This window comes from Microbacterium sp. 2FI (assembly GCF_005502885.1).
Classification (GTDB): domain Bacteria; phylum Actinomycetota; class Actinomycetes; order Actinomycetales; family Microbacteriaceae; genus Microbacterium.
Genome location: NZ_SCMR01000003.1, coordinates 31,028 through 55,486, shown reverse-complemented (window position 1 = coordinate 55,486; position 24,459 = coordinate 31,028). Strand labels below are relative to the sequence as shown.

Here is a 24,459-nt window from a genome sequence, read left to right as displayed (position 1 = left end):
CCAAGAGGCCAACGGCATCCGATCACCTTGTGATGTCGCTGCACGGCTTTCGCATGTGCGCCGGAGAAACGCGCCCCGACTTAGGCAAAGAGTGTCGGCGCACCGCGGTACGCTCGCGATCGTGAGCGAAGCGACTGAGGCAGAGATCGAACGAGCGCAAGCGGCTGTCCGCGCGGCGCGGACTAAGGTGGGCGCGCTGAAGCGTTCCGTGCTCGAGAATATCGCGGCGAACATGCCCGAAAAGGTCGAGGCGATCGCAAAGCGCTCCGCGCACAAGCAGCCCGACGTAACACGGGAACTAGGCAAGGAACGCATCGATGAGATGCGGGCGGACCTGGCAGCGGAAGCGAAGCGGCTCGGTGATGAATTCATCGGTGCGATCGACGAGATCGATTGGCCACGAGCTGAGAGCAGCTATAGCAGGGTTGAGGCCCGCCACATACACAGCGCGCTCTTCGCGAAGTTCCGCGGGAGGGTCAGTGGTCCGACCGACATTCTCGCGCGCTACGGGTACTTCAAAACCAATGCGTATCACCGCGACATTCCCCAGACGCTTCCGCAGGAGTTATACACCGAGAGCGACTTCAACGAACTCGCTGCCGCCCTCACGGAACTGGGTCGGGAAGAGTCGGGCCTCGATGACGCTCGCGCCGCCGACCACAAAGCGGCCGTCAACGAACTCTGGGGAGATTGAGGCGACTCAAGCGCGCTAACACGTCAATTCTGAGGGCTCGCACGGCCGTCCCAGCCCAGCACCCCACTGCGGGCTATCCAGCGTGGCGCTACGCCTCACAGAGCAAGGTTCGGTTCAACAGCGACCGCAGGCCGGTTCTCGGGCGTGCATCGATTCTTCGCGGGCGGTTCGTCTAGGGCCACTTCCCTCGGGCACGCGTCGTGGCAGTCACGAGCGACCTCTGCCTAAGCAATCTGCGCTCCTCGATGAGTCGGCTACGCCTGGCCGACTAGCCGAGGCCATGGACGACGCGCGCCGCCGCGTGAACTCTCGAAGCTTCGAGCCGAAGCTTGTCACGGAACTCGATCCCATCACGGCCAATGTCGGTAAGAACGAGCGACGAGTGACCGATCAGGTAGGCAGCCGCCATGCACGCGACGTCCAGTGCGAGCGCGACCAACTCCGGTGTGAGCACGTTAGTTTGCAGGGAATCGTATGCGGAGAAGTGGATCGTGTGTAAGGCGCCAAGAGGGGTCGCGTGTGTTACCTGGCTCAACAAGGAGTACGCCACGCCCAGCCAGCCCGGCTCCCGCGGCTGCGTCGCAACGCCAAACTGATCAATCATTGCCGCCGTGGTCGGAATGGGCCTCCTGTTCTTCGTCGGGGGTTGTGGTGGCGGTGATTGCACCCTTGACGGAAGTTCAAAGAGTCTCTCGGCGTCCGCTTTCGGGACGCCGTTGCCACCAAGTAGCTTGACGGTCTTGTTACGGCGGTACCGGAACTCATCGAAGTACTGTGTCGCTCGATCCGCAAACTCATCTTCCGTCACGCTGAATCGCCAGCGGAGCCGGGCAGCTTCCTCGAGCAGCATCCGCGCGGCGAAGACCGATATCGGTCCTGAACCGTCTTTGTCGTAGGTGGCGAGTGCGGCTTCGAGGTTTGAGTACGCGCCTCCGTAGTTGAGTACCTCGTGCAGCATCACTTGCCCGGCGAAGTGCTCCTCAGTGACCGGAGTCGCCCGGGAGCGCACCCAGAAACGTTCCGCAGCGTCGATCGTTGGCCGAAGGTCGCCGCCAAACGGCTCCGCGTGTCTTGGAGCGAGGAGAGCTTGAGGGTTCAGCTTGTCGCGCGACTCGCGCGTTCGAGCACGTTGGGCGTTGTACCTTCGTGGTCTCGGCGCAACCAACCTGTGGATCGGACGCGCACTGTCAGCGATCTCCTGCCCGAACGCGATTGCGTCCTGCATGAATTGCTCTTGCTCGACGTCTTGGGGCCATAACTCGGGAACGGTTGCTGCCGTCCCGTGAAGCACGGCCAACACTCCGACGGCGGCAGCATGCATGAACAACGCCTCATAAACATCCCGAAGATCGTGGCCAGGCTGCCCGTCCTCAGTCAGACAGCTTTGGAGGCCCAGAAAATTGCCGTGACCGGCAAAGGCGAGCACCAGCACGGCTCCTCGCAAACCGGCAGCGTCGAGAAGATGCATCGGGTCGCCAGACGGCGCCGCATTGGGATCCCCGGCGGTGTTGAGAAAGTCCTCGAGGAGTGCATCAGCGTCGGGCATCTGAGGGTTGTCCCACCATGCTTCAAGTCCTGCGAGACCGGCCACGGGAGGGATTGGCATCAACCATCGCGGGAGGTTCGTAATGGTCACGCCACCCTTGTCGGCCGCGTCGCAGATGCCGCTGCGCTCACGGAGAAGACCGCCGAGGAGGATCAGACGTCGTGTCGACGGGTCCGCGGCGACCCAGCGCCACATCAATCCATCGACGAGGACGCTTCTGCTGATCGCGCCGAGGACTACCCCGCCCATGCCGGATCCGATTAGGGATTCAGCGCAGCCGTAACGCTGGCGGGCAAAATTGAAGCTGATACCGGCTAAAAAACGGTCCGGTCCCGACCCGCTGTTGTAGTCCACCGGCAGGCTATCGAGGTGCAATCGGAGAGCACGCGTGGCGGCGCGAAGTCTTGTGATTTCGGGGCTCGCAGTCCGACCATCCGGTCGGTCGATTGGTGGGACACGAGTCTGGTAGTACTCAGGCGGCTTCACTTCTGGGCCCCATTCGGCGCCGTGCCCTTGGATGTCGATGAGCTTTCGGCGTGTGTCCTCCGGACATCGACCGGAGAGGCTCGTTTCGCGACTGGCGCACACCGCGAGTGTAGGCCCTGTCCATGCCGTCATTGCTGCTCGTGAAGGTGCCTTCTCGCGGGCGCGGGGATGTTGCCCGTACGAGCTAGCAACGGGTGAAGTTCGTCCGCCAAGCCCCGCTCGTCGACCTCGCACCTGCCCGGTCAGAAAGGCCATAGAAGCCCCATCGCGGGCCACGCTCAGAAGTAGTCGGTGGTGCTGGCCGGCGGCGACCCGAGTCGCGCAGCTATGTCGAGTAGTCGGAGAAAGCGTTCCGCCCGCCCAGTACTTGCTCCCGCAGTGACGATCAACACCGAAGACGTTTGCTTATTCGACGAGACCGAGCGGCGCTGCCGCCCCCTACTCAACAGGTAGGCGGGGTCGTCGAGTCCTGCGACGCAAGTCTTCAGTCCAGGAAGTTCGTGCCGACCGGCCCATGCCCGAGCCACCGGAGGGGACCGTCAGTTGGACCTCGCCGTTCCGTGGGTAGTCGCCGTACTGTTACGCCAAATGGGAAACTTCATCAAGTCGCATCGCGCACTGTCGTTCGTAGGCGCATTGGTCCTCGCCTTTGGCCTGTTTTGCCTGTCTGCTTCATTCTTCGGCGCATGGTTGTCGACGACGCTCGAAAAGTAGGCCATTGCGACGTCTTGTATTCCAGTAGTCATCGCAACGAGGGGTGATTCTCGGAGGCTAGCAGGGTCGCGAAAAGGTCGGCGGGACTCCGGTCGCCGAGGGTGATGCGGGGCCGGCGGTTGAGCTCGTTCTCGACGCGCGCGAGGTCGCGGGTGCTATGGACGGAGAGGTCGGTCGACTTTGGGAAGTACTGCCGTAGGAGCCCATTCGCGTTCTCGTTGGACCCTCGCTGCCACGGGCTGGCCGAGTCGCAGAAGTAGATCCTCGTGCCGGTCGCCTGAGTGATCTCGAGGTGCCGGGCCATCTCCGTGCCCTGGTCCCAAGTCACCGTCTGCCGCAACGGCGGCGGCAGTTCGTTGAGTGTTCTCACGAGTGCGTGGAGCAGCTCGGTGGAGTTGTGCGCGGGCAGGTGCAGCAGCTTCACGAACCGGGTCTGCCGTTCGACGAGCGTGCCGATCGCCGAACGGTTGTGCGGTCCGACGATGAGGTCTCCTTCCCAATGACCCGCGACCGATCTGTCGGTCGGGTCGAAGCCGCGGTCATGGACGGAGAGCATCGGCTGCGCGAACCGCCGACGCGTGCGGACCTGGCGGCTCTGTCCACGCCTGTGATCGCGCCCAGTGCGCAGCGGCGAGGGTTCCGGCTTGCGGATGAGCCCCGAGCCTGGCCGGTAGATCTCCTGATAGATCGTCTCGGTCGCAACCCGCGCCCTCGGGTCAGTCGGGTGAGCGAGTCTGAGCGCTCGGGCGATCTGCTGCGGACTCCATCGCTCCCCGAGTCTGGCGAGCACGAACTCGCGCAACGCGGCGTCCATGGACAGCTTGAGTGGGCGGGTGCGACGCCGCCGCGTCGCCGCGGCCGAGTGCGCGTGGAATGGGCGGTACTGGCCGGAGGCATGGAGATTGCGGCGGAGTTCTCGACTGATGGTCGACGGTGCTCTGCCCAGTGCTCGCCCGATGGCGGTCGGGCCGAGGCTGCGACTAGCGAGGTCGGCAATCTGAATGCGCTCAGCCTCGGAGAGAAACCGAGGCGAGATCGTGCGGGCAGCAAGCGGCTCGAGAGGAGGCACGAACTTGACCGTGCCATCCTTCTGACGCTCCAACGAGCCGTTCTTCCAACGGTTACCCGACGACCGCGAGATTCCCAGCCTTGTGCACGCTCCGCGGACGGACCAACCCTCAGCGAGCAACTCCAGAAACTGCCGGCGCTTGTCGGTCATCGGACGACGACCAGGCCCCTTCGGAACACGACGAGAAGACATACGAGAACCCCCTTCGAACGGTCCTCGTTGCGATCGTCACTGGAAAACACCCCGTCGCTATGGCCTCGTTTTCAACCGTCGCCGACAATGGTGGCGCTTCGAGAACATGCCGACGGCCGAAGAATGGCAGGCCCTGTTCGGGGCAACGGTGCTAGGCGCCCTCGCATTCACGTGGTATCAGATCCGGCAGGTCGATTCCTCTAACCGCGAGCTCGTCCACGCCAATGAGCGAACACGCCAGGCCAACCTGGAGATCAGTCGACCGCGTGTGCAGGTATATCTGCAGATGGATCGGCAAGTGTCGAAGAGTCGCGGTCAACCGCTGGAGGGGACAATGTTCCTCGCAGTGCGCAACTCCGGACGAAGCCCAGCGCTCAATGTGCGCCTGTCGGTAGACATACCTTTCACCTCCATCGATGGATTTTTCAAGCCTGGAATGATGCCGACCCACTTCGCCAAGGTCAACTCTGTGTTCGACGGCACCGTTCGTTTTCCCGTCATGAACCCAGATGCTGCGTACGTATGGTTCTTCGGACGGGTGCCCCGCATCTTCGATGTCGCGCCCGGGGTACCCCGCCGATATGAGGTGACGGTGACGTACGACAGTTCGGCTGGCCAGTCCTACAAGGAGCAGATGGTCCTTGACCTCGACGTCGAGCGGCAACTTGAGCTGCCTGTTCCGCCCCTCTTGCGCATCGGCAAGGACATCGAAGTGGTGGGCGACCATCTCAAATCCATCAGCCGTTCCGTCACGACCGCGTCGCGCGCGACTGCGTCCACTCCCGTCGCACCGGTTGTGCGTGTTCGGCGCCCACGACTTCGGCGCGGTTCGGGCTCTTAGGCGGTGCCCGGCGAAGGTCGAGAACGCGGCGCCCCAAACCGAACCAGAGCTGTGCCTTCCCGCCTATCCCGTCATGTCGTCCGCACCTTGGGAGGACAACTCGGCACGGACAATCTCTCGACCGCCGACCCGCGAAAGTCAGTCCGCCATCAGAACAGGCGAGAAGATTTCGCGAAACCCTGATGCCCATGCCCGACCCCGCCCGGATTGCTCGACCCCACGTTTGCCGCTGGGCGCCCCGCCAATCGAACGCCGCTACATCCCCATCCCGCGCGCGGCACTCGGCGCCCCAACCACGGGCCCCATCGCCATCGCCGCCAAGTCCCGCGCCCGCGCCGCGCGCCGCATCTCCGCCTGAGCCGCGCGCACGGCATCCTGCATCGTCAGCTCCGGTATGCCGCGCTGCATCGACTCGGCGAGAGACTCGCGGGCGGCGGCATCCGTCCGCGCGACCACGATCGCGACGTTGTGCACCCGCCCGCGAGTGAGACCGACGTACAGGCCCGCCGCATCCACATCCGGCCCGACCACCGACACATCCGCGGTGTCGCCCTGCACCCCATGCACCGTCGACGCGTAGGCGAGCTGCACACGCTCCCGCGCATACTCGGCAGACACTCGCCGCAACTCGCCGCTGTCGCCAACCGACACACGATCGACGAACTCTTCATGGATGTCGCGCACGATCCACTGCGCACGATTCTCGACGCCCGTGCGCCGATCGTTGCGGCGGGTCTGGACGGACGCGTCGACGCGCACGAGCCCGCGCTCGATCCGTCGTCGCAGAATTGCGATGTGGGGTGCTATTGCTTTCATCTCCGAGCTTGAAAGTAATTGCTTTCTACGCACTGATGTGCTTCCATATCTTTCATGACCACTTCAATGCTCTCGATGCGGACCCTGCATCTCATCGACATCGAGAACCTCTGCGCGGGCTCAGTCAGCCTTGCCAATGTCAGGAATGCGCGGGACGCGTATACACGCGTGTCTCCGATCATCTCGGGTGATCACACTGTCATCGGTAGTTCAAGGGCGAACTGCGTTGACACCATCGCCTGGGGCGCCGCTCGACGCGTGGTGGGATCTGGCGTTGACGGAGCTGACCTGGCTCTCCTCGAAGTGCTTGAAGAGGAGCGGATCACGGACCACTACGGGCGGGTCGTGATTGCGAGCGGGGACGGCATCTTCGCAGCCGCCATCGGGGCGCTCGGCTCCTCACTCATGACCCGGGTAGTCTCGCGAACGACCAGCTGCTCCCGCCGATTGCTGCTCGCATGCCACGAGTTCGCACCTATGCCGGATGTCACCTCAGTCAACTGGGGCGCCGCATGACCGACGCAACGACGCCCACTCTCGCACCTAGTCAGATCGCAACGCTCGCGGGGGTCGACTCATCTACTGTGAGCAACTGGCGACGTCGGCATCCAGACTTCCCGGCACCTTCAGGTGGCTCCCAGAGGCGGCCCCTCTTCGATCGAGAAGCGATCGTCGCTTGGCTCTCCACAAACGGAAAGTCAACGACCGCGGCCCCCATGCAGACATTCGCGGACCCGTCTTACTCGTCATCGTCAGCATCCCAGCTGGCGGTAGTGGGCGCCGTCGCCAGTTGGCAGCTTGGCATCGCGCGGGATGTCCCAAGGCGCGGCCCGCTGTCCCGTCTCGGCTCTCTCAGTGACGAGATCTCGGAGTCCACTTACGGGGCCCGTCCAGCGCTAAGTGACTTCCTCCGCTCACTCGCGCAACCCGAGGGTCAACTTGACGCCGAGTTCAGGGAAGTTCTGCTCCTGGCCGCTGAGTGCGTAAGTGGACTCGACGCTGGGGTCCTGGAAGCTCTCAACAAGTTGAACCGGGCTTCGCGCGAAGACGCACCAGCTCTGACCGTGCCGGTCGCGCTCACGGCACTCGACCAGAACAGAGACCGTGTCGCGGAGGAACTTGGCACACACACCGGACTCTCTGACTTTGGCAATTCACTGCTCGACATCGATGACGTTTCAACGGTCCTCGACGTAGCGGCAGGACGCGGAGACTTCTTGGCAACCGCCGCAGCGAGGTACCCCACCGCCAAACTCACGGGCATCGAGCCCGACAAACTTCTCGCGGCTGCAACGCGTCTCAGGCTCGCACTCGTCGGCCGTGACGTTGAGGTCGTAAACACGCCCGTGCCCGAAGCCGACCTGCAGTTCGCGCGGTATGACATCGTCTTCTGCGACCCGCCGCTTTCAAGTGCCGCACCTTGGGCACCCGAAAGGGTTGCCGCTCTTCCATTCGGGCCGCCACCGCTCAATCAACATTCGCTTGGATGGATCGAGTACGTTACCCCCCTCATTTCCAAACGAGGTGTCGGCGTCGTCGTGACTGGCTCCGACGTCCTGGGCGAATTCGCAAACGGCGAGGACTCGGTGCGTCGTGCACTGATCACCTCGTCGGCGGTGTCCGCAATCATGAGCCTGCCGCGCGGACTGCGGACCAGTTCCACCGCGCCGCTCGCAATGTGGATTCTCGAGGCACCAGATGACGATCGAGCCTCCTACATCCGTGACAGTGTGTTGATGCTTGACGCACGCGAGAGTGCCGCCACCGAACTTCTCGGCGATGGCTTCGCGAAGATGTACCGGCAGTTCACGGAGCGCGAGGACGAGAAGTACGGCCCCGACTACTCGCCCGGCGAATCTGGCGACAGGTCAGATACGGTCGCGCGAGCAGACCTCGCCTCCCCGGGCGTCGTGATCGAGCCACCGTACTGGATCGCACCCCACCGTGGCACCGAGACATGGCGTTCAGATCCACTCGACCAGTACTACAACGACCTCGGCCTCGCGACTGGAATGGCTGACGCGCCTCTCGTGCTTGAGCAGACCAAGGTTCATGCTCGAATAGCGCCTCGAGTTGTGACGATAGGTGAACTGGTCGACGCCGGTTTGCTCACGGTACTCCGAGGCTCGGCCACAGCGAAAGACGAAGACTTCGTGTGGTGGTCCCACGAAACAAGGGTCGTCACCAGCAAGGTGCTGTTCTCGAGACGCACCTACAATGCGCGCGGGGCAGAGTTCAGGAGAGGGCCGATCGCCACCGAAGAGGGCGTCACGCCCATCGGAGACCGCGATGTCGTCCTTGGTCGCGCAAACACCGGATTCCTCGCTGTACCGTACGCCTCCTCTGGAACTTGGGTGCTCGGAAGAGGCATGCAAGCGCTACACGTCTCCGAGGCGCTCGACCCTCGGTACGTCGCCGAGTCGATCTGCTCGCAATGGAATGACCGCCACGAGGCCCTCTACGACGCCTCGGCACGAAGCGACATCCGGCGCTACGAAGTCGCCTTGCTCCCACTCGAGGAGCAAACGCGCTCCATGGATCGACTCTACGAACTGCGGCAAACTCACAACCGACTTCAGAGTCTCGTGTCCTGGCTGGAATCGGCCGACGGCGAGCTCCGAGATGCGCTCACACGCGGCAACCTGATTGCGGGCGAGACGACTCAAATGCTCCGCCTCACCAAGCCGAGGCGGCCAAAGCAGAGCAGCGCCAAGTCTTCATCCGAGCCCAAGGAGAAGTCTTGACCGAAAATCTCGATGCGCTTCTCCGGTGGTACCGACACCGGCAGTCCGAGAAGGCACGCGCTGCATTTGGCAGAACCACCCAGGACGCGGTCGCCGAGGGCGAGCGCCGAAAGGCCGAACGAGCACAACAAGCTCGAGAGCACGAGGCTCGCCAAGCTCTGCGCCAAGCATGCAGCGACAAGCGGCGAATGTTCGCTGAGCGGGGACTACCCATCCCGGGAGAGGATCGTATCCTGACAGAGGTAATGGCCGAGGTCAGGGCGCGATCTTTGTTGAGCAGTGAGCTGCGAAGCAAGGGTGATCGATCCCAACAACCAAAGATCGTTCGTCTGAGGACTGGCTCCCCGCCCCATCATTGATGACCCACGGGTGCTTTCACCCATGCCTCGTCCATCGGGACGCGCGTGTTGCACGCCCTCGCAAGGCGCGACCCATAGTGTCGTTGAGGGAGGCAGCACATTGAGGCTCACGAAGGTTGCGCTCAAGCGCTTCAAGCAATTCAACAATGACAAGGTCAAGCTGCGCGACGGGCTCACTATTGTGGCCGGTGGCAACAACGCGGGGAAATCGTCGCTGCTTCAGGCGCTCGCGGTGTGGGAGTTCTGCAAAGTTGCGACAGTCGCGGAGAAGGGCGCAGTCGCGCTCACTCGTGCGGGGCGTGCGGCGCTCGGTCTGGGCATCGGAGATGACGAGTTCTCGCCGATTAACGTACCGACGTTGAACCATCTCTGGACAAACCTGAAGTCGTCGAAGATTCCTGACGTCGATCCTGACGGATACACCCTTTCAATTCGCTGCGATTGGCAAGACCCAAGCGGCAACGAGAAACTTCTTGAATTCTCGTTGTCGTTGGCGAATGACCGGCTCTTCGTCAAGGTGTCCGATTCAAATCTCGCGGACGACGACCGCGTCCCCGTGATCGCGTACTTGCCGCCGTTCGCTGGGATCTCGGCGCGCGAAGAGCGAGCGACGGGCGCGATGCGGCGCAGACGGATCGGTGAGGGCCTCGCGGGGGCGGTTCTACGAAACCTTCTCCTAGATATGCGGCTTGCTAACCTCGCACGGCGCGACCAGCTTGCAGTGGGAAAGACGCGCGTCCCGGAGAAGGACCTCGTGAAGCTGCGCGAGGAAGACCCCTGGGAGCTACTTCAGGGAACGCTTCGAGAAGTCTTCTCCGCTGAGATTGTTATGTCCGATTTCAACGAGGAGTATCACTCGTACATTCAGGCCAACGTCGTGAAGGGACACGTCGACGGCTTCAAGTTGACGCGCTACCCGAAGTACAAGCCTCGCGACCTCATGGTCGAGGGGAGCGGGTTCCTCCAGTGGCTCAGCGTCTACACGCTCGCTACGGCCCCATCGATCGACGTGCTCCTTTTCGATGAGCCCGACGCACACCTTCACGCAGCACTCCAAGCACAGATGGTCGATCGGCTTGCCCAACTCGCGAGTCAATTTGACAAGCAAGTCCTCCTCGCGACTCACTCGGCCGAAATCATCCGGACGACCTCACCGACCGAGATCCTCGAAGTGCGTGGCCGTACGACACCGCGATTCAGGTATCTGTCAGAGGATGAACAGAAGGTCGGCCTCATGGTCGGCATCGGCAGCGACTATGCACCTCGCATCGACCGCGTTAGGAAAACCAAGCGGGTGCTGTTCTACGAGGGCAAGTCTGATCGCGACGTGTTGCGCGTGCTCGCACACACGGCGGGATGCGCATGGCCGTCGAACGTCGCCGACTGGCAAACGAGCGACCATGTGAAGGAGCGCAAGATTGTGTGGCGCTCACTCCGCGCCGAGTTCGGAGATGTTCGAGCTCTTAGTATTCGCGATCGGGATGACGAGGCCGCAGGGACTGTAGACGCAACCCTTCACGACAAGAACAACGGTAGCGAAGACGGTTTCATCGCGCTGAAATGGCGTCGCCGCTACATCGAGTCGTACTTAATCTGGCCCGATGCTATCGCGGCCGCTGCGGGTATCAGCACGGCTGTTGTGAAGTCCGACTTGGACGCGATGTTTGGGTTTGGAACGATCGGGCGAAGCTGGACGCAAACTGACACTGCAGACGCATTCATGGATGCGCGAGCGAAAGCCATCCTCGCGCATTTCGACGTAAAGGCGGTGAAGGTTGCCAAACACATTCCGGCGACTGCGCTCTGCGACGACATTCATACTTTCCTGGTCGAGCTTGAAGCGTTGGGTCGGGAAGACTGACACCGCTGGGTTCTGGCTTTGGCCGCCCGCGGTCCGATCCTCCATCAGAACGGGCGAGGACATGTCCCGAGGGCCCTGATGCCCGCATCCGACCCGCCCACATAGCCAGCACGAGTGCTCGCCGGCTCCGCGCCCGCGAATCGACCGCCACTACATCCCCATCCCACGCCCCGCGCTCGGCGCCCGCACAACCGGCCCGCTCGCCATCGCCGCCAAGTCCCGCGCTCGCGCCGCGCGCCGCATCTCCGCCTGAGCTGCGCGCACGGCATCCTGCATCGTGAGCTCCGGCGTGCCGCGCTGCATCGACTCGGCGAGACGCTCGCGGGCGGCAGCATCCGACCGCGCGACCACGATCGCGACGTTGTGCACTCGCCCGCGAGTGAGGCCAACGTACAGTCCCGCCGCGTCCACATCCGGCCCGACCACCGACGCATCGGCGGTGTCGCCCTGCACGCCATGCACCGTCGACGAGTAGGCGAGCTGCATGTGCTCCCGCGCATACGCGGCAGACACTCGCCGCAACTCACCGCTGTCGCCGACCGATACGAGATCGACGCACTCCTCATAGATGTCGCGCACGATCCACTGCGCACGATTCTCGACACCCGTGCGCCGATCGTTTCGGCGAGTCTGGACGGAGTCGCCGACGAGAATGCGTTGCTCCCCCATCCCCCACGCGACGACACCGGGGTCCAGCTCACCGTGATCGACCCGACGCTGCTGGATCGCGTCGTTGATGGCATCAGCCTCAGCGTTGGTACCGGAAACCAACGTCACCCGCTTGCCAGGCCGGTGCCACTCGAAGTACGCGTCGACCATCCGCTCACGCGCCGCATCGTGATGATCGACCCGCTCGACGTGACCGCGTTCCTCCAGCTCACCAGCGACCGCCAATGCACGCTCGCGATCACTCGCGGCTCGCAGTCGCAGCGTGAGCGCCGCATACTCGGGATCGCGGAACCGATGCACCGTATCGAGCTCAACCGCGGCATTCGCGTGCCGAATCGCCGAACCCATCGCACCGGAATGCCCGACCGGCAACGCCTGGTGCGGGTCGCCGACGAACGCGAGCCCGACGCCCTGTGCAATCGCGAGGTCGACGAGTGCGTTCGCCGTCTGCAGATCGACCATGCCCGCTTCATCGACCACGATCCGATCGCGAGAACGCAACACATACTGCGCCGGCCCGCCATATGTGGCACCCGTGCTGGAATCGACCTCACCCACACGCAGTCGCGTCCACACATCCGCGCCGGCCTGATCGGCGCCCCACCGGTAGCCGTGGTCGGCAAGCAACGCATGAATGCTGGATGCCGCAGCCCCAACCTCACGAGACGCCACCGACGCCGCTTTCCGGGTCGGCGCGACGACGAGCATCCGCCGCCGTTGCGACCCGAGCGCTGCGAACGCAACACGCAGCATCGTGGTCTTGCCGGTGCCGGCGGGGCCAGTGACCGTGACGAGCCCATCGGTCCCGGAAATCGCGCACGCTGCAAGGTACTGCGAAGCATCCAGCGTCGAGATGTCTTCGTTCGACGCGAAGCGACGCACCTCGTTCGGCAGGAGCGAGCGGCCAGGCCGGGCGATCACGTCAAGGCGTGCGGCGAGGCGCACCTTGGCCCGCACCGTCTCGGTGGCCATGAAGGCCTTCACATGCGCAGGCGGAACCTCCTCGACGAGCCACCACACGGCCTTCGCGGCGCGCGTCGCGATCTCGTCGATCACGCCATCGAGCTGATCGCGCGGCGCAACGATGCCCGTGCGTGAGAGCGCGCGCGTTGCGCCGGCGCGAATGTCGAAGGTGCTGAACCGCCCGCCGCACGATGTGGAGCGTTCGTCCGCATCCACGATCGCCGCACCAGCGAGCATGTCCAGATCGAGCGCGTGCGGGTCTGTCGCACGGACTGCAATCGGTGCACGAGCGATTATCAGGCTCGGATCGATCGCCGCGATCTCGTCGCGGACGCGCAACTCCCACGACACCTCGTCGAGGTCGGCCGGCTTGTTCGGACGCGCTACCGCCCACGCGCGCCGGTCGATCTGCTGCACCACCTCGACGCTCGGCGCCGATCCCCCGTGCGCCGACGACCACTCCGCGATCAGACGCGCGCGGTTCGCTTCGATCTGCGCCGACCGGCGCGAGAGCGGGCGGACGGCGCCGGCAAGTTCGGCGATCTCGCCCGCGTCGTCGAGTCTGTATCCGTGGCGCGCAAGCGCGGCGATCCACGCGGGGTCTGTGCGGGCGGCAAGCTCGCCCTCGGCGTTGATGACGGTGTGCAGCTTCATCGCGACGCGCGAGTCGAGGTTCGACCACTTGCCGTCCGCGCCGAGCACCTTGATGGTCAGCCACAGGTGGCGATGGATGTGCGGGTCGAGCGCCCGCGATCGGCGGTGCTGCAACTCGACGACCTCGATGCGCGTGATCTGCTCGCGAATGAGCCCACCATGCCCGCGCCGCGCATTGAGCTCGGTCTGCCAGGTGAGCAGGATGCGCTCGCGCAGCCGGTCTTGCAGCGCCTCGAACTCGCCCGCGAGCTCGGGATGCAGCAGCGCCGCGATGCTGTACGACTTCGGGTGATTGAGAGTCCCGTCGAGCAGCAGGTCTGCGTCAGGGCTCAGCCGCTGGTGTCCTCGCTCCTCCCCCGTGATCGGGTCGTGCCCGGTGAGCCAGACACGAAGTCCGCCGGCCGTGAGTTGGTCGGTCGTGATCACGCCGTTGTCGACGATGAATCGAGAGACGGTGGAATCGGATGCTGCGCCATACGCCTCGAGCGCCTCGACGCCCGTCGAGCAGGGCATGTGCGCGTCACATGTGCCCTCGAGAGCGTACGAGATCGCGTGCCGAACCCCGCGGGAATCGACACCCCTCTTCCACCGCTCCAGACCTCCGCGCATGGCGCCAGAGTAGGCTAGGTTTTCGCGGTTATCCAGGGATTTTTGCGCGTTGCAGGAAACTGTAGCCAAGCGGTTTCAAAGGGCGTCGCCCACCGTGGGTGCCTGCGTGCATCGCGGCTCTTTCGTTTCTGCGGTCCCTCGCGTCTTTGGTGTGTCGGGAGCGTTCCGGACGTGCTGTCGACGGCGCGTCATTGTCGTCGGGCGTCCATTCGGAGCCTTTCGGCTCGGCATGTGTTCTCGGCGGCGTGGCGGAATGTTCGCCCTCGATAGGGAACGTCGACGACGTAGCTTGCTAGATGTCCAGATCCACCAGCCGTGTGCCGTCCCAGCTCCAGTAGAGAGCGCCCTGGAACTGGCTGGACTTACTCACGGCGCCGTCCCGCTCCTTAAGCTCCCGCGTGAGTGGAGACAAGCTCCATTCCTTTCCCTCGAACAGAACCTTAGAGTCACTTACGACCTGCGCAACGATCGAGGGGTTCGGAACGTACTGGAGGGTCTCACCGATCAACTGGTTCAGTATCTGGCGAGAGTCGAACTGCGAACTGTCGCCTTGAACCTGCGCCCAGTTGCTGCCGTGCGTGAACTTCTGCGGGATGCGCAGGATGTCCTTCACGAGCATTCCAATCATGTACTGCTGTCGTTCCAGTATCGATGCGGCGTCCCATGCGTCCCGATCGACAACGTGGTTCTGCGCGACCTGCAACCCGGACTTGGCCGAGTACAGGGATTTCTTCTCGGCGAACGACCTGTTCCCAAGCTCTTGGTTGTGACGGATGAGAGTGATGTTGCCGATGTTGTTCACCAGATCCTGGTGAATTTGGTCTGCAGAGCCGCCGAGGGCGCTGCGCCATTGCGAGCTCAACTTTTGCGGCATGATGTGCTCGAGCTGGAGATGAGCGTCGTCCCATGCGGGTCGGGACTTTGTGAGCAGTTCCTCGGCCAAAGACAGCAGGAGCCGCGGATAGTTCCTGGATCTGCCCAGGTTGTAGAAGTTCATGCTCACTAGCCTTACGCCGAGTTCGTCGTCGTTTGGGAGGCGCAATGCGTACTCCTGCGACGACAGCTGAGCGAAGAGCGTTTCGGTGAGACTAGTCGATGCAATCAGGTCTCCCAATCGTGCACCAAGCGCAGGGAAGAACTTGTTCTCTGCCTGGGTGATGCCAAGCACGCGCCGTCTCAGCAAATAGGTCCGCACCGCAATCAGAACGCTCTCTACCTGTGCGTCCGAGAGCTGACCTGACTCCCACGCTCCGAGTACCTCTGTGAGGTACGAATACGCGGGCGCAACTCCAATTACGTTGAGGTCGAAGATAGTCTGGTCGATGCGGGGGACGCCAGTCGACTCCAGGCCGCACGCGAGGGCGTACGGACGCGAGAATCGTACGAAGTCCTGAAAGAGATCCTCTACATGCCGGCCGCGAGTGATTTCCTTAAACAGGGAGTAGAGCTCTTTATAGTTGTTTTCTCGCGCTACTTTGAAGCTCTTGTGCTGATCAGCTTGCATCCAGTCCCGCAGAAACTCGGAAAGCCGTCCAGGCAGTCGCTTCTCGAGCGTTAGCCAGAATTCGTTGTACAGCGCGGTTTGCTCCCGCGAGTTCTTCCCCATCAAGAGGTAGTTTCGCGCGAGATCGGCAAGCGAAAGCGGCTGCCCCAGCGAGTTCATCGACTCGAATATTTCCTGGGGGTTCTCCCACGGGTTGCGGTCTGGTTCTAGCTGAATCGAGATCGTGCTGAACTTCATCAGCCCTCTCTCGAGGAAGCCTTTCTTGTCCGTGTCCGTAAGCGGGTCGATCGCTCTTCGGAAGAACATGTAGTTCTGATAGACCGTCGAGTTCTTCTGGTCACCGGGAATCTCGTGGCGCAGCGCAAGAAGCTTGTACGCCTCCCAGTCTGACTCGACCTGCTTCAGCTTGATTTTGAACTCGGTCCCTTCGCCCGCACGATCGTTTTCCAAGAATCGCTTCTGAATAGTCTCCTGATACTCCGCGTCGTCGATGCTGTCGCGAAGAGCCATCAACAGCAGCATCGTTGTTGTTATGCGCTGTTGGCCATCCGTGAGAACGTACCTCGCCGGTACACCGAACCCAGCATCTTCAACGACATAGACGATGCTCCCGAAGAAATGCTCAGTCTTCGCCCCTCCAGCATTCGAAGACGCCACCTTCTGAACATCCGCCAGAAGCACCTTGCAAGTGTCCGTTGACCACTCATAGTTCCGCTGATAGGGCGGAATGAAGAAAGTGACGTCGTTGCTCGACAGCGAGTCGAGTAGGTATGTCGGAGTCGCCTTCACCACTATCTCCTTGACGTGAGGGGGCTTCGTGCTTTCGCCCTACATCGATACCGACGTTGGCAGGCGAGGTGGGCGCGGGTGCGCGCGCCCTTGGTACCTTATCTGTCCGCTGAAGACGGGCTAGCCAGACCTCGATGACGAATCGACCATTTTGCGCCCCGCGGGCTCCTACGTCTTGTCCAGAGCGACCACAGTGTCGTAGAGGCCGATCTTCTGCAGTCCGTCGTGCGACGCGATGCCGGTGTATGAGAGCGACGCGTCCTCGTAGCGCCGGAATGCGAAGACGGCCTGATTCATGTGGGCCGCGTTGAAGACGCCGAGGGAGACGAGCAGGTCGAAGTCCTCGACGGTGAGGCCGGTGACGGAGCGGAAGAGCCCAGGTTCGAGCTTGGTGATGACGTCCTTGAGGGTGTTCTCGCGGTAGTCGGTGAGGTACATGAAGGCGGGGATACGTGTGGCGAACTTGATGAGCTTCTCCTGGATCTGCTTCCGCTTCGACTTGTACTCCTTCTCCTCGTCCGTGAGCTCCTTCTTCTCCTTCGGGGTGACGTTGTCGCCCTTCGTCTTCTTCGTGTTCTTCACCGACTCGGACTTGTTGACGACCGTCTCGAAGACCTCGGAGCCGAGCGCGCGGAAGCCTTCGATATTCATGACAGCCGCCATCGCCTTGTCGTTGCCCATGATCTTCTTCAGCGTGTCGTTGTCGACGTTGACGAGGATCGCGGACTCCCACTTTCGGGCCAGGAGCGTCGCCGAAGTGCCGGCCATCGCGATATCGAGGATGCCGCCGGCATCGACCTGCGTCATGTTCGCGCCGTCGTAGGCGAGGACCGGAAGGAAGGAAACAAGCTCTTCGACGGCCTTCTCCGGGTTCGGCTCCTCGGGCGACAGTCCGATTCCGTAGTCGGAGAGCTGCTGCAGCGCGCGGGTCGGTGCGAAGTCGAAGACGAAGCACGCCGGCTTGACGACTTCCTCCTCCGACGGGTCGTCGCCGTTCGGGTTCCTGATTGACCACGGCGACTGGACGCGGAACGCTGCTTGGAAGTAGGTCTCCGGGGACTTGAGATTGCGAAGCATGAGGATCGACGCCCACTGCGCGACCGTGACGCCAGTTGTTAGTTTGCCGCAGGACAGCGTGATCGTCTTCGTGTCGACGCCGTTGCCAATGGCAGTGCGAACTGGGGGGAGCGCCTCGAGACCGATGCCCGCACCTGGACCGGCGACGTTCAGGACGGTGTACTGCCCCCAGTAGGGCACGTTCTGCTTCTCTGCGAGGAGGTTCGCCATCGCGTGACAAGCGGCGACGTTCGGCAGAAACCAGAAGGAGTGCTGGAGGTACGGCATCAGCCGCACGTCGGAGTATGGGAAGGGTGGGCGGGTGCCGCCCTTCATCGCGTCGAGCGAGGTCGGCAGGTGCTGACCGCGGATAATGTCGAGCCATTTCTGCACGTCGTCTTTGTGCTTGAAGGCGGCGTTCGATCCGACTCCGGTCGCGGCGAAGAACGCGTTGAGGTCGAACTCGTCGAACTCGCCCTCACGGGCCACCGCAAGCAGCTCATCCGGCATCTGATAGGTGAGGAGTCGCATCTCCGGCAGGGCTGAGTAGGGGTTCAGGGTGTCCGGATGCTTCGCGGCGTACGCGGCCTTGGCTCGCTGCTCGTCGGTGTAGGTCCAGTTGAAGATCTGCTCCTCGATGAACTCGCCGGTCGCCAGCGCCTTGAAGGGTGTGCCGGAGAGGTAGAGGTAGGCGCGGGTAGTGATCGGCAGGAAGTCCTTCTCGTCGCTGCCGAGCTCATCGAGCTCTTCGTCGAAGGTCTCCAGGCCCTCGCCGTACTCCCCGGCGAGCTCCTTCTTCGCTTCCTTCTCGTCCTCGCCCTCGAAGAGCTCCTTCGCACTGTCGCGCCAAGCGCCGTAGTGGTACTCGTCGAAAATCACGAGGTCCCAGTTGACCGCGTGAATCCACTCGTTCTTCGGTTTGATGAGCCCGGTTGCCTTGTCGCGGCCAAGGAGGTCCTGGAACGATCCGAAGTAGACGAGCGGCTTCTTCTTGTCGACCTTGGACGGATCGACCCCGGAAGACTTCGACACGTACTGCCAGCCATCGAAGTCCTTATGCGAAAGCAGATCCGTCGCCCAGGCGTCCTCGACGGCCGGCTTAAAGGTGACCACGAGCACGCGGGTCGCGCCGAGCGACTTGGCGAGCTGGTAGCTCGTGAAGGTCTTGCCGAAGCGCATCTTCGCATTCCAGAGGAACCGCGGCACCGCGTGCATGTCCTCCTTCCAGAGCGAATGAAAGTAGTCGCGGGTCTTCTCCACGGCTCGCCTCTGCTCCGGGCGCATCGGGAAGGTCTCGTGGTGCGTGCCGGACACCGACTCGCCGGTGCGCAGCTCGGTGATCGCGGTCAGCACGTCTACGACCGTGCACTCCATCCACTCCAACGTCGGGTTCCCGAAGCCCTTCGCCTTCAGCCGCTCCCGCACGTCGAAATCGCGGAAGAAGGTGCCGTCGGCGCGCAGCGCCGACTCGTCGACGTCGATCGTGTAATTAGTCACCGCCGCGGTCTTCACCTGCTGCGCGACCCGCGACTTCACGTCCTGCGTCGTCTGCCCAACCTTGAGCCAGCCCTTGTGCGGCGCGTCTTGAATCGCGTATGCGTAGATGCGGAGCTGCCCCTCGGGCCGCTCCGGCATCAGTTCATCGAGCGACTTAGTCATCCGCACCTTCGTCGTCTACAAGGTCCGCTGCCTTGTCGTCGTGCTCGGCGACCTGCGACTCGATGAAGGCGATCTCCCCGGGCGTCAGGCCGTATCGCTCATAGAGCTTGGCGTCGGTCCAGTCACCGGCGAGACCGATGTCAGGCACGAACCCATAGACGGACTTCGAAGCGTCCTGCGTCGGCTTGCGAAGCGAGACGAGAAAGCGAACGAACCTCGTGCGCAGGTAGCCCGCGTACCGATTGGCGTCGGCTTCCGACTTGAAATGTCCCGCAACCAAGTACGTCTCAGTGCATGCGGTACCTGGAGGCGCCACGATCGGCTTGCTTAGGAACTTCGTTTCGATCGCAGCACTCGTACCCTGAGCACGCGTCATTAGTACCTTCCACTCATCCACCCACGCAGCATTCGCAGGGATTTCAGCCCGCTCAATGAACGCGGTCCGTTGATTCGCATAGAGCTGGACGGGCGACTTCAGCCCGGCCCCTGAAGCCTTGCCCTTGAAGTTGCCGACGAGCCCGAACGGCTTTCGACTCGACACTCGCGAGTCGGTCGTCGGCTCTTTCTTGGCGAGGACTTTCTCGAGGATCGGCACCGCCTGATTCCATCGGACAAGAACGTCGAAGGCGTCAAGGTACCGCTCGGCGGGCGCTCCAACAGGCTGGCCGTCCCACATCGTCTGGACGGTGCACGGTCCGTCGTAGTCACGCTCCCATAGGAAGTAGGAGATGCCGCCGCGGATCTTCACACCAGGAAATGCCTCGTACAGCTTCGGGTAGTCGACGATGCTCCGCATCCGGTGGTCGCCGAGCATTCGCTCGCGATATTCGTCGAGCCCCTTGCCGCCGGCGAACCACCGCGACGGGGTGACGAAGACCGCGTACCTCGGGTCGAGGTCGAGTGCCTTCTCGACGAACAGCTGGTAGATCGGTGCCGCGCTGGTGCCGAACCCGCCGTCGCTGAGCTGATACGGCGGGTTCCCGATGATGACGTCGAAGTGCACGTCGGCTCCAAACAGGTCGGCGACGAGCGTCTTCACGTCGTCGGTGTGGATGAAGGCGTAGGCGTGCGACTCGAGGTCGTCGCCGCGGGCGTACCCGGCCTCGTTCGCGCCGCAGTACTTGCAGCGCCCGGTGCCGACGATCTCGACGGTGATCTCGCCTAACTCGGTCGGATGGACCTGCTTCTCTTTCTTGCGGCCGACCCAAGTGTGCTCGGTACGCTCGAACCAGATGTTGCCGTCCTCAGTCGTGAGCGACTTCGCGATCGAATGCTTGCCGTTCGCCCACTTCGAGCAGTAGAGGCTGCGCCGCGCCAGCATCGCGGTGAGCTGCGTGATCCCGATGCCGAAGACCTGCTTCGTCAGGATGTGATCGACACGGTCCATAAGGTCCGGGATCGTCGTGGCGAGCCCGTCCGTGAGTCGACTGGTGATCTCGCGGAGGAACACGCCCGACTTCGTGAACGGGTCGAGGAAGGTGACCGTCGGATCGGCCCAGATGCTCGCCCCGCCGTTCGTCTCCGCCCACGCCGTCTCCAGCGTGTCTAGCATTCGGTTCGCGAACTCCGGCGGCGTGAACACCTCGTCGTTTGACAGGTTCGCGATGCAGGTGAGCACGTCCGGGTTACGGCCGCGGAGCGAAAACGATGCCTGGCTCATGCGGCCAGCTCCTCAACGGTCATCGCCGGATACTCCTTGGTTGGCGTGAAGATCTCGTGCTCCTCCAGGTGGTCCCACAGTGTGCCCTGGAAGGAGGCGCGCTGGGTGAGGCTGTCGTATCGGAAGTCGCGGCGTTGGTACTTTCCCTTGCCGAGATAGCCCCACTCGGGGAACACGATCGGATGTCCGTGGGTGTCCGGGGTCGTGCCGACCGTCGTCATGGTCAACGCATCGCCCTGGACCACATTCGCGGCAAGCACCCTCTCGGCGGCGGTGTACCAGGTGTCAGCTGGCGCGAGTCCGAGATAGTTAGAGAACACTTCGGTGAGGTTCGCGCGGCACTCGGCGGCGTTGTCGGCGAGCAGCTCGATGCCGTAGATGCACATGAGCGCGAAGAGGGCCTGATGCCGACGCTCGAAGTCGGACTTGCCATAGCGTCGCTCGACGGTCGCGAGCTTCCTCTTGATTATCGGGACGAGGAAGTTGCCCGAGCCGCATGCCGGTTCTAGCACGCGCGAATCGATTCGCTCCGACTCCGCCTTGACGAGGTTCAGCATGTCCTCGACCATCCAGGGCGGCGTGAACACCTCGCCGTGGTCGGCGACGCGCTGTTTCGACCTCACGAGAGGCGCGGAACTAGGGTCGTCCCCCACTGGTGCCTCCTTCCTTCGCACGAAATTGTGTTGCCTGCGCTGCTCCAACCTACCGATCGTGAGCGACATATCGCACGGTTAGCGCACGTCCGCTCGCGCAGCACGACATCCATCGAGAGTCGGCGCCGGCTACCGCCCTGAGCGCGGCCTCTCGGTCTTGGTGTCCGTCGCTGCTGTCGAGAACGCACCGCGCTAGTCTGGCAGCGACGATGGTGGTTTCTGGGGGAGAACGACGACGTTGATCGGACGATCGAAGCGGATTCGCGTGCCTGGGGTTCCGGCGGACTTCCGCGTGCCGCCAGACTGGCCGAGCCCGACCGACAAGTGGATCCGCGACAACGCACTCTGGCATCCGCCCGAGGGCTGGACCCCGGTCCCAGCCGCCACCGCGGCACCGCCGGCGTGGCGCTACTGGGTCCCCAACAAGCTGTGGGCACAGACGACGGGGGCGCACTACCGCTCGATCGCGATCTGGGCACGTCTCTCAAACTTGTGTGCGGCGCTGTGGCTCGTCGCCCTCGCTGCGAGCGCGTTCCTCGGGTCCTCGCCGATGCTCCGGATCGTCGGGTGGTCCGCAGCGGTGGCGTCGCTTGCCTTGCTCATCGTTCACGAGTCCTTCAAGGCGCACATGTCGAAGAAGCTGCTGGCACAATTCGAAACTTTGGCGCAACACGGCCGGCAGCAGAGACTCACCCGCGAGTACCAGCGATATCTCACGGCGATGACATGACGCTGGACGAAGCGCGCGCCCACCTCGGGGTCTCTGCGGCCGCAACCGTCGACGAGATTCGTGACGCGTTTCGGCGTCGAGCGCGGGCGCTGCATCCTGATCTTCATCCGGATGCCGACGATGCGGCACGAGCGCGGCTCGGGCAAGAGTTCCACAACGCACGCGAAGCCCGCGACATCCTGGTCCGCTACATCAGCAACCCGCTGCGGAAGCGCGCGCCCGTGCCACCCGAGCAGAAGCCAGCTCATCCCTCGACGGGTCCGCGCACTGGTCCCCCTGAGCCTGCAGAGTCCAAACCATCCACGCGGACGCCACCTCGAGTCACGATGCGCTTCGATGAGTTCGTCGCATGGACGGATGCGGCCGGATTCGGCCAAGGGGCTCGATCACCTCGCTACGTGGACTGGACGCGGATCATCGTCTGGACTGCACTCGGTCTCGTCGTCGCTGCACTCGTTGGCGGGATGACTCTCGCCGCCAACTCGATCTGATCGATAGGTTGATCACGTGCCATCGCCCGCGTTCCGCCTCCGCGCAGGTGACATCGTCACGCGTGCAGACCTCGTGGTGGAGTATGGCGGAAGTGTTCAGTCCGGCGGCATCGTTCCGAGCAACACCTCCAACTCCGTCTTCGTGTTCACGGACCCAGCCGAGGGCACCCAGTTTGGCTACGTCTACGACGGCTTCTCCCCAGACGGGACTGTCTTTCACTACACGGGCGCCGGGCGCGATGGTGACCAGAAGCTCAGTGGCAGCAACTCGCCGATCCTGACCCACGCTGCGAAGGGACGATCTCTCCATGCGTTCAGCGCTGCGGGCGTCGTGGCGGGGTCGAGCACAAAGCTCCAGCGATACATCGGTGAGTTCATCCTTGACCCCGCTTTGCCGTTTGAGCGCATGCCCGCGCTCGATCGTGGCGGAGCTCTGCGGACGGTTCTCGTCTTCCGACTACTGCCCGTGAGCGTGATCCCCGATGACATCGTTGAGCTCGTGGGGTACTCCGGAGTGGCGCGCGAACCGCACGCCATTTCTGTTCCCGTCGAGATCAACTCCACCGAGTTCTTTGAGACGGCGGATCGGCTCGGTGGGCTGGCGGTGCGACGCGAGTCACAGCTTGTCGACGAATTCATCGCACATCAAGTCGGGCACACATTCTCGCGTTGGGCAATCAACCTCCCGAACGAACGGACCCGACTACTCACTGACATCTACGATGAGGCCGATCACACGCTCTACGAAGCGAAAGCAATGGCCGGTCGCTCAGACCTCCGTATGGCGGTCGGCCAGCTCTACGACTACCGCCGGCACGTGCACGTAAACGATCTGCGCTGTTCGGTCCTGCTCCCCGAACGCCCCACCGCCGACCTCCGAGATCTCCTTCTGGATGCCGGGCTGGGGCTTGCCTTCCGCGAACAGGCGGGCTTCGCGCTGGAACCACCGCGCGCCGCAGGTCAAGGGTAGCGGTGGGATGACACGACGATTCGACGTCGTAGGCGCGGTCATCGTGAGCGAAGGCCGGGTACTTGCCGCGCAACGGGGCCCGAGCGCAAGCCTGCCAAACATGTGGGAGTTCCCCGGCGGCAAGATTGAGCACGGCGAGTCGCCGCGAGTTGCCCTCGCCCGCGAGATTCGTGAGGAGCTGCTCATCGACATCACGGTCGGCGAAGAGGTTGTCTCAACGACTCACGAGTACGAGTTCGGCATTGTGACGCTCACTACCTTCTACTGCGAGCTCTTGTCGGGCGTTCCTCGGCTGACCGAGCACGCTGCGATGTGCTGGCTAGCGCCGAGCCAGCTCCTGTCCGTCGAGTGGGCGCCAGCCGACTTGCCCGCGGTCGATCGCATTCGCTCAGATCTTCGAGCGGGATAGCCCGGCGCCTCCGTCAGTGCTCCTCAAGAGCTGTCCGGCTCCGGAGTTGCGCAGCGGGATCCGCCGCGACCTTAGCGGCGAATCGCGCTCCACGCCATCGCGACCTCACGACTCAACTCTGCCCTCGCTCCGACAATCAGCCACGAACGCGATCGAGCGCGCCGCAGTGCTCGTCGTCGAACAGCTGCTAAGCGACGCGCGCCAGCGCGGAGTCTGCAAGGAGTGAGCGGCGAGAACGGAGGCGCGATCGATCGCTACACTCTCGGCGTCGGAGGGAGGGCGCCTCCACGCCAACGGCAGTTGACGACGTTTTCCGTCATC

General features: G+C 63.2%; 17 protein-coding genes. 9 read left to right on the top strand and 8 right to left on the bottom strand.

What is annotated here, in order from left to right; translation table 11 throughout:
* The first annotated feature begins 121 nt into the window (after positions 1-121).
* On the top strand, positions 122-694 hold the full coding sequence (locus FFS15_RS04180) for a hypothetical protein (protein ID WP_137843751.1): 573 nt from the start codon (positions 122-124) through the stop codon (positions 692-694).
* 268 nt (positions 695-962) lie between these two features.
* Here FFS15_RS04180 and FFS15_RS04175 read toward each other — a convergent pair whose 3' ends face one another.
* On the bottom strand, positions 963-2,594 hold the full coding sequence (locus tag FFS15_RS04175) for a hypothetical protein (RefSeq protein WP_137843750.1): 1,632 nt from the start codon (positions 2,592-2,594) through the stop codon (positions 963-965).
* Between the two features lie 874 nt (positions 2,595-3,468).
* Positions 3,469-4,659 (bottom strand): IS30 family transposase, encoded by a 1,191-nt coding sequence (locus FFS15_RS04170; RefSeq protein WP_137843749.1) that lies wholly within the window; start codon positions 4,657-4,659, stop codon positions 3,469-3,471.
* Between the two features lie 148 nt (positions 4,660-4,807).
* On the opposite strand from FFS15_RS04170, the gene FFS15_RS04165 reads away from it, so the two are divergent.
* Entirely contained in the window at positions 4,808-5,542 is a 735-nt protein-coding gene (locus FFS15_RS04165) for a hypothetical protein (RefSeq protein WP_137843748.1), read from the top strand.
* A 255-nt stretch (positions 5,543-5,797) separates the two neighbouring features.
* On the opposite strand, the gene FFS15_RS04160 is transcribed toward FFS15_RS04165, so the two are convergent.
* Entirely contained in the window at positions 5,798-6,358 is a 561-nt protein-coding gene (locus tag FFS15_RS04160; protein WP_249353698.1) for a hypothetical protein, read from the bottom strand.
* 54 nt (positions 6,359-6,412) lie between these two features.
* Between FFS15_RS04160 and FFS15_RS04155 the strand changes: the two genes are divergently transcribed.
* The 3 genes from FFS15_RS04155 to FFS15_RS04145 all read left to right on the top strand — a co-directional run bounded on the left by FFS15_RS04155 (position 6,413) and on the right by FFS15_RS04145 (position 11,322).
* A complete protein-coding gene (locus FFS15_RS04155) occupies positions 6,413-6,874 on the top strand; it encodes a hypothetical protein (RefSeq protein ID WP_137843747.1) in 462 nt (153 codons plus the stop codon).
* A gap of 548 nt (positions 6,875-7,422) precedes the next feature.
* Positions 7,423-9,102, top strand: a complete 1,680-nt coding sequence (locus tag FFS15_RS04150) for an N-6 DNA methylase (protein WP_171013079.1) — start codon at positions 7,423-7,425, stop codon at positions 9,100-9,102.
* Between the two features lie 459 nt (positions 9,103-9,561).
* On the top strand, positions 9,562-11,322 hold the full coding sequence (locus FFS15_RS04145) for an ATP-binding protein (protein WP_171013078.1): 1,761 nt from the start codon (positions 9,562-9,564) through the stop codon (positions 11,320-11,322).
* 150 nt (positions 11,323-11,472) lie between these two features.
* Here FFS15_RS04145 and FFS15_RS04140 read toward each other — a convergent pair whose 3' ends face one another.
* The 5 genes from FFS15_RS04140 to FFS15_RS04120 all read right to left on the bottom strand — a co-directional run bounded on the left by FFS15_RS04140 (position 11,473) and on the right by FFS15_RS04120 (position 21,508).
* Positions 11,473-14,217: an AAA family ATPase gene (locus FFS15_RS04140; RefSeq protein ID WP_137843744.1), complete on the bottom strand. Its 2,745-nt coding sequence runs from the start codon at positions 14,215-14,217 to the stop codon at positions 11,473-11,475.
* A 292-nt stretch (positions 14,218-14,509) separates the two neighbouring features.
* A complete protein-coding gene (locus FFS15_RS04135; protein WP_137843743.1) occupies positions 14,510-16,510 on the bottom strand; it encodes a DUF262 domain-containing protein in 2,001 nt (666 codons plus the stop codon).
* Positions 16,511-16,678: 168 nt separating this feature from the next.
* Positions 16,679-19,225: a DEAD/DEAH box helicase family protein gene (locus FFS15_RS04130; protein ID WP_137843742.1), complete on the bottom strand. Its 2,547-nt coding sequence runs from the start codon at positions 19,223-19,225 to the stop codon at positions 16,679-16,681.
* A complete protein-coding gene (locus FFS15_RS04125) occupies positions 19,218-20,675 on the bottom strand; it encodes an Eco57I restriction-modification methylase domain-containing protein (protein ID WP_249353696.1) in 1,458 nt (485 codons plus the stop codon). The genes FFS15_RS04130 and FFS15_RS04125 overlap by 8 nt, the downstream gene beginning before the upstream one ends.
* 206 nt (positions 20,676-20,881) lie before the next feature.
* Positions 20,882-21,508 carry a DNA methyltransferase gene (locus FFS15_RS04120; RefSeq protein WP_283205747.1) on the bottom strand — a complete coding sequence of 209 codons (627 nt, stop codon included), beginning with the start codon at positions 21,506-21,508 and terminating at the stop codon, positions 20,882-20,884.
* Positions 21,509-21,803: 295 nt separating this feature from the next.
* Here FFS15_RS04120 and FFS15_RS04115 point away from each other — a divergent pair, with 295 nt between their 5' ends.
* From FFS15_RS04115 to FFS15_RS04100, 4 genes are read left to right on the top strand one after another with little or no spacing between them, the layout of a single operon-like run.
* Positions 21,804-22,268 (top strand): hypothetical protein, encoded by a 465-nt coding sequence (locus FFS15_RS04115; protein ID WP_137843739.1) that lies wholly within the window; start codon positions 21,804-21,806, stop codon positions 22,266-22,268.
* The gene (locus FFS15_RS04110; protein ID WP_137843738.1) at positions 22,265-22,759 is read left to right on the top strand and encodes a DnaJ domain-containing protein; all 495 of its coding nucleotides are present in this window, start codon (positions 22,265-22,267) and stop codon (positions 22,757-22,759) included. Before FFS15_RS04115 ends, FFS15_RS04110 begins: the two co-directional genes overlap by 4 nt.
* Positions 22,760-22,775: 16 nt before the next feature.
* A complete protein-coding gene (locus FFS15_RS04105; RefSeq protein WP_137843737.1) occupies positions 22,776-23,729 on the top strand; it encodes a hypothetical protein in 954 nt (317 codons plus the stop codon).
* The gene (locus FFS15_RS04100; protein ID WP_349290448.1) at positions 23,653-24,138 is read left to right on the top strand and encodes a (deoxy)nucleoside triphosphate pyrophosphohydrolase; all 486 of its coding nucleotides are present in this window, start codon (positions 23,653-23,655) and stop codon (positions 24,136-24,138) included. Before FFS15_RS04105 ends, FFS15_RS04100 begins: the two co-directional genes overlap by 77 nt.
* Positions 24,139-24,459: the final 321 nt, after the last annotated feature.

What these genes read in the sequence shown, in the direction of transcription:
- FFS15_RS04165 (WP_137843748.1), top strand. Translation starts at nt 4,808, where the DNA reads ATGCCGACGGCCGAAGAATGGCAGGCCCTGTTCGGGGCAACGGTGCTA.
- FFS15_RS04130 (WP_137843742.1), bottom strand. Translation starts at nt 19,225, where the DNA reads ATGACTAAGTCGCTCGATGAACTGATGCCGGAGCGGCCCGAGGGGCAG.
- FFS15_RS04100 (WP_349290448.1), top strand. Translation starts at nt 23,653, where the DNA reads ATGCCGGGCTGGGGCTTGCCTTCCGCGAACAGGCGGGCTTCGCGCTGG.
- FFS15_RS04110 (WP_137843738.1), top strand. Translation starts at nt 22,265, where the DNA reads ATGACGCTGGACGAAGCGCGCGCCCACCTCGGGGTCTCTGCGGCCGCA.
- FFS15_RS04140 (WP_137843744.1), bottom strand. Translation starts at nt 14,217, where the DNA reads ATGCGCGGAGGTCTGGAGCGGTGGAAGAGGGGTGTCGATTCCCGCGGG.
- FFS15_RS04170 (WP_137843749.1), bottom strand. Translation starts at nt 4,659, where the DNA reads ATGACCGACAAGCGCCGGCAGTTTCTGGAGTTGCTCGCTGAGGGTTGG.
- FFS15_RS04160 (WP_249353698.1), bottom strand. Translation starts at nt 6,358, where the DNA reads ATGAAAGCAATAGCACCCCACATCGCAATTCTGCGACGACGGATCGAG.
- FFS15_RS04155 (WP_137843747.1), top strand. Translation starts at nt 6,413, where the DNA reads ATGACCACTTCAATGCTCTCGATGCGGACCCTGCATCTCATCGACATC.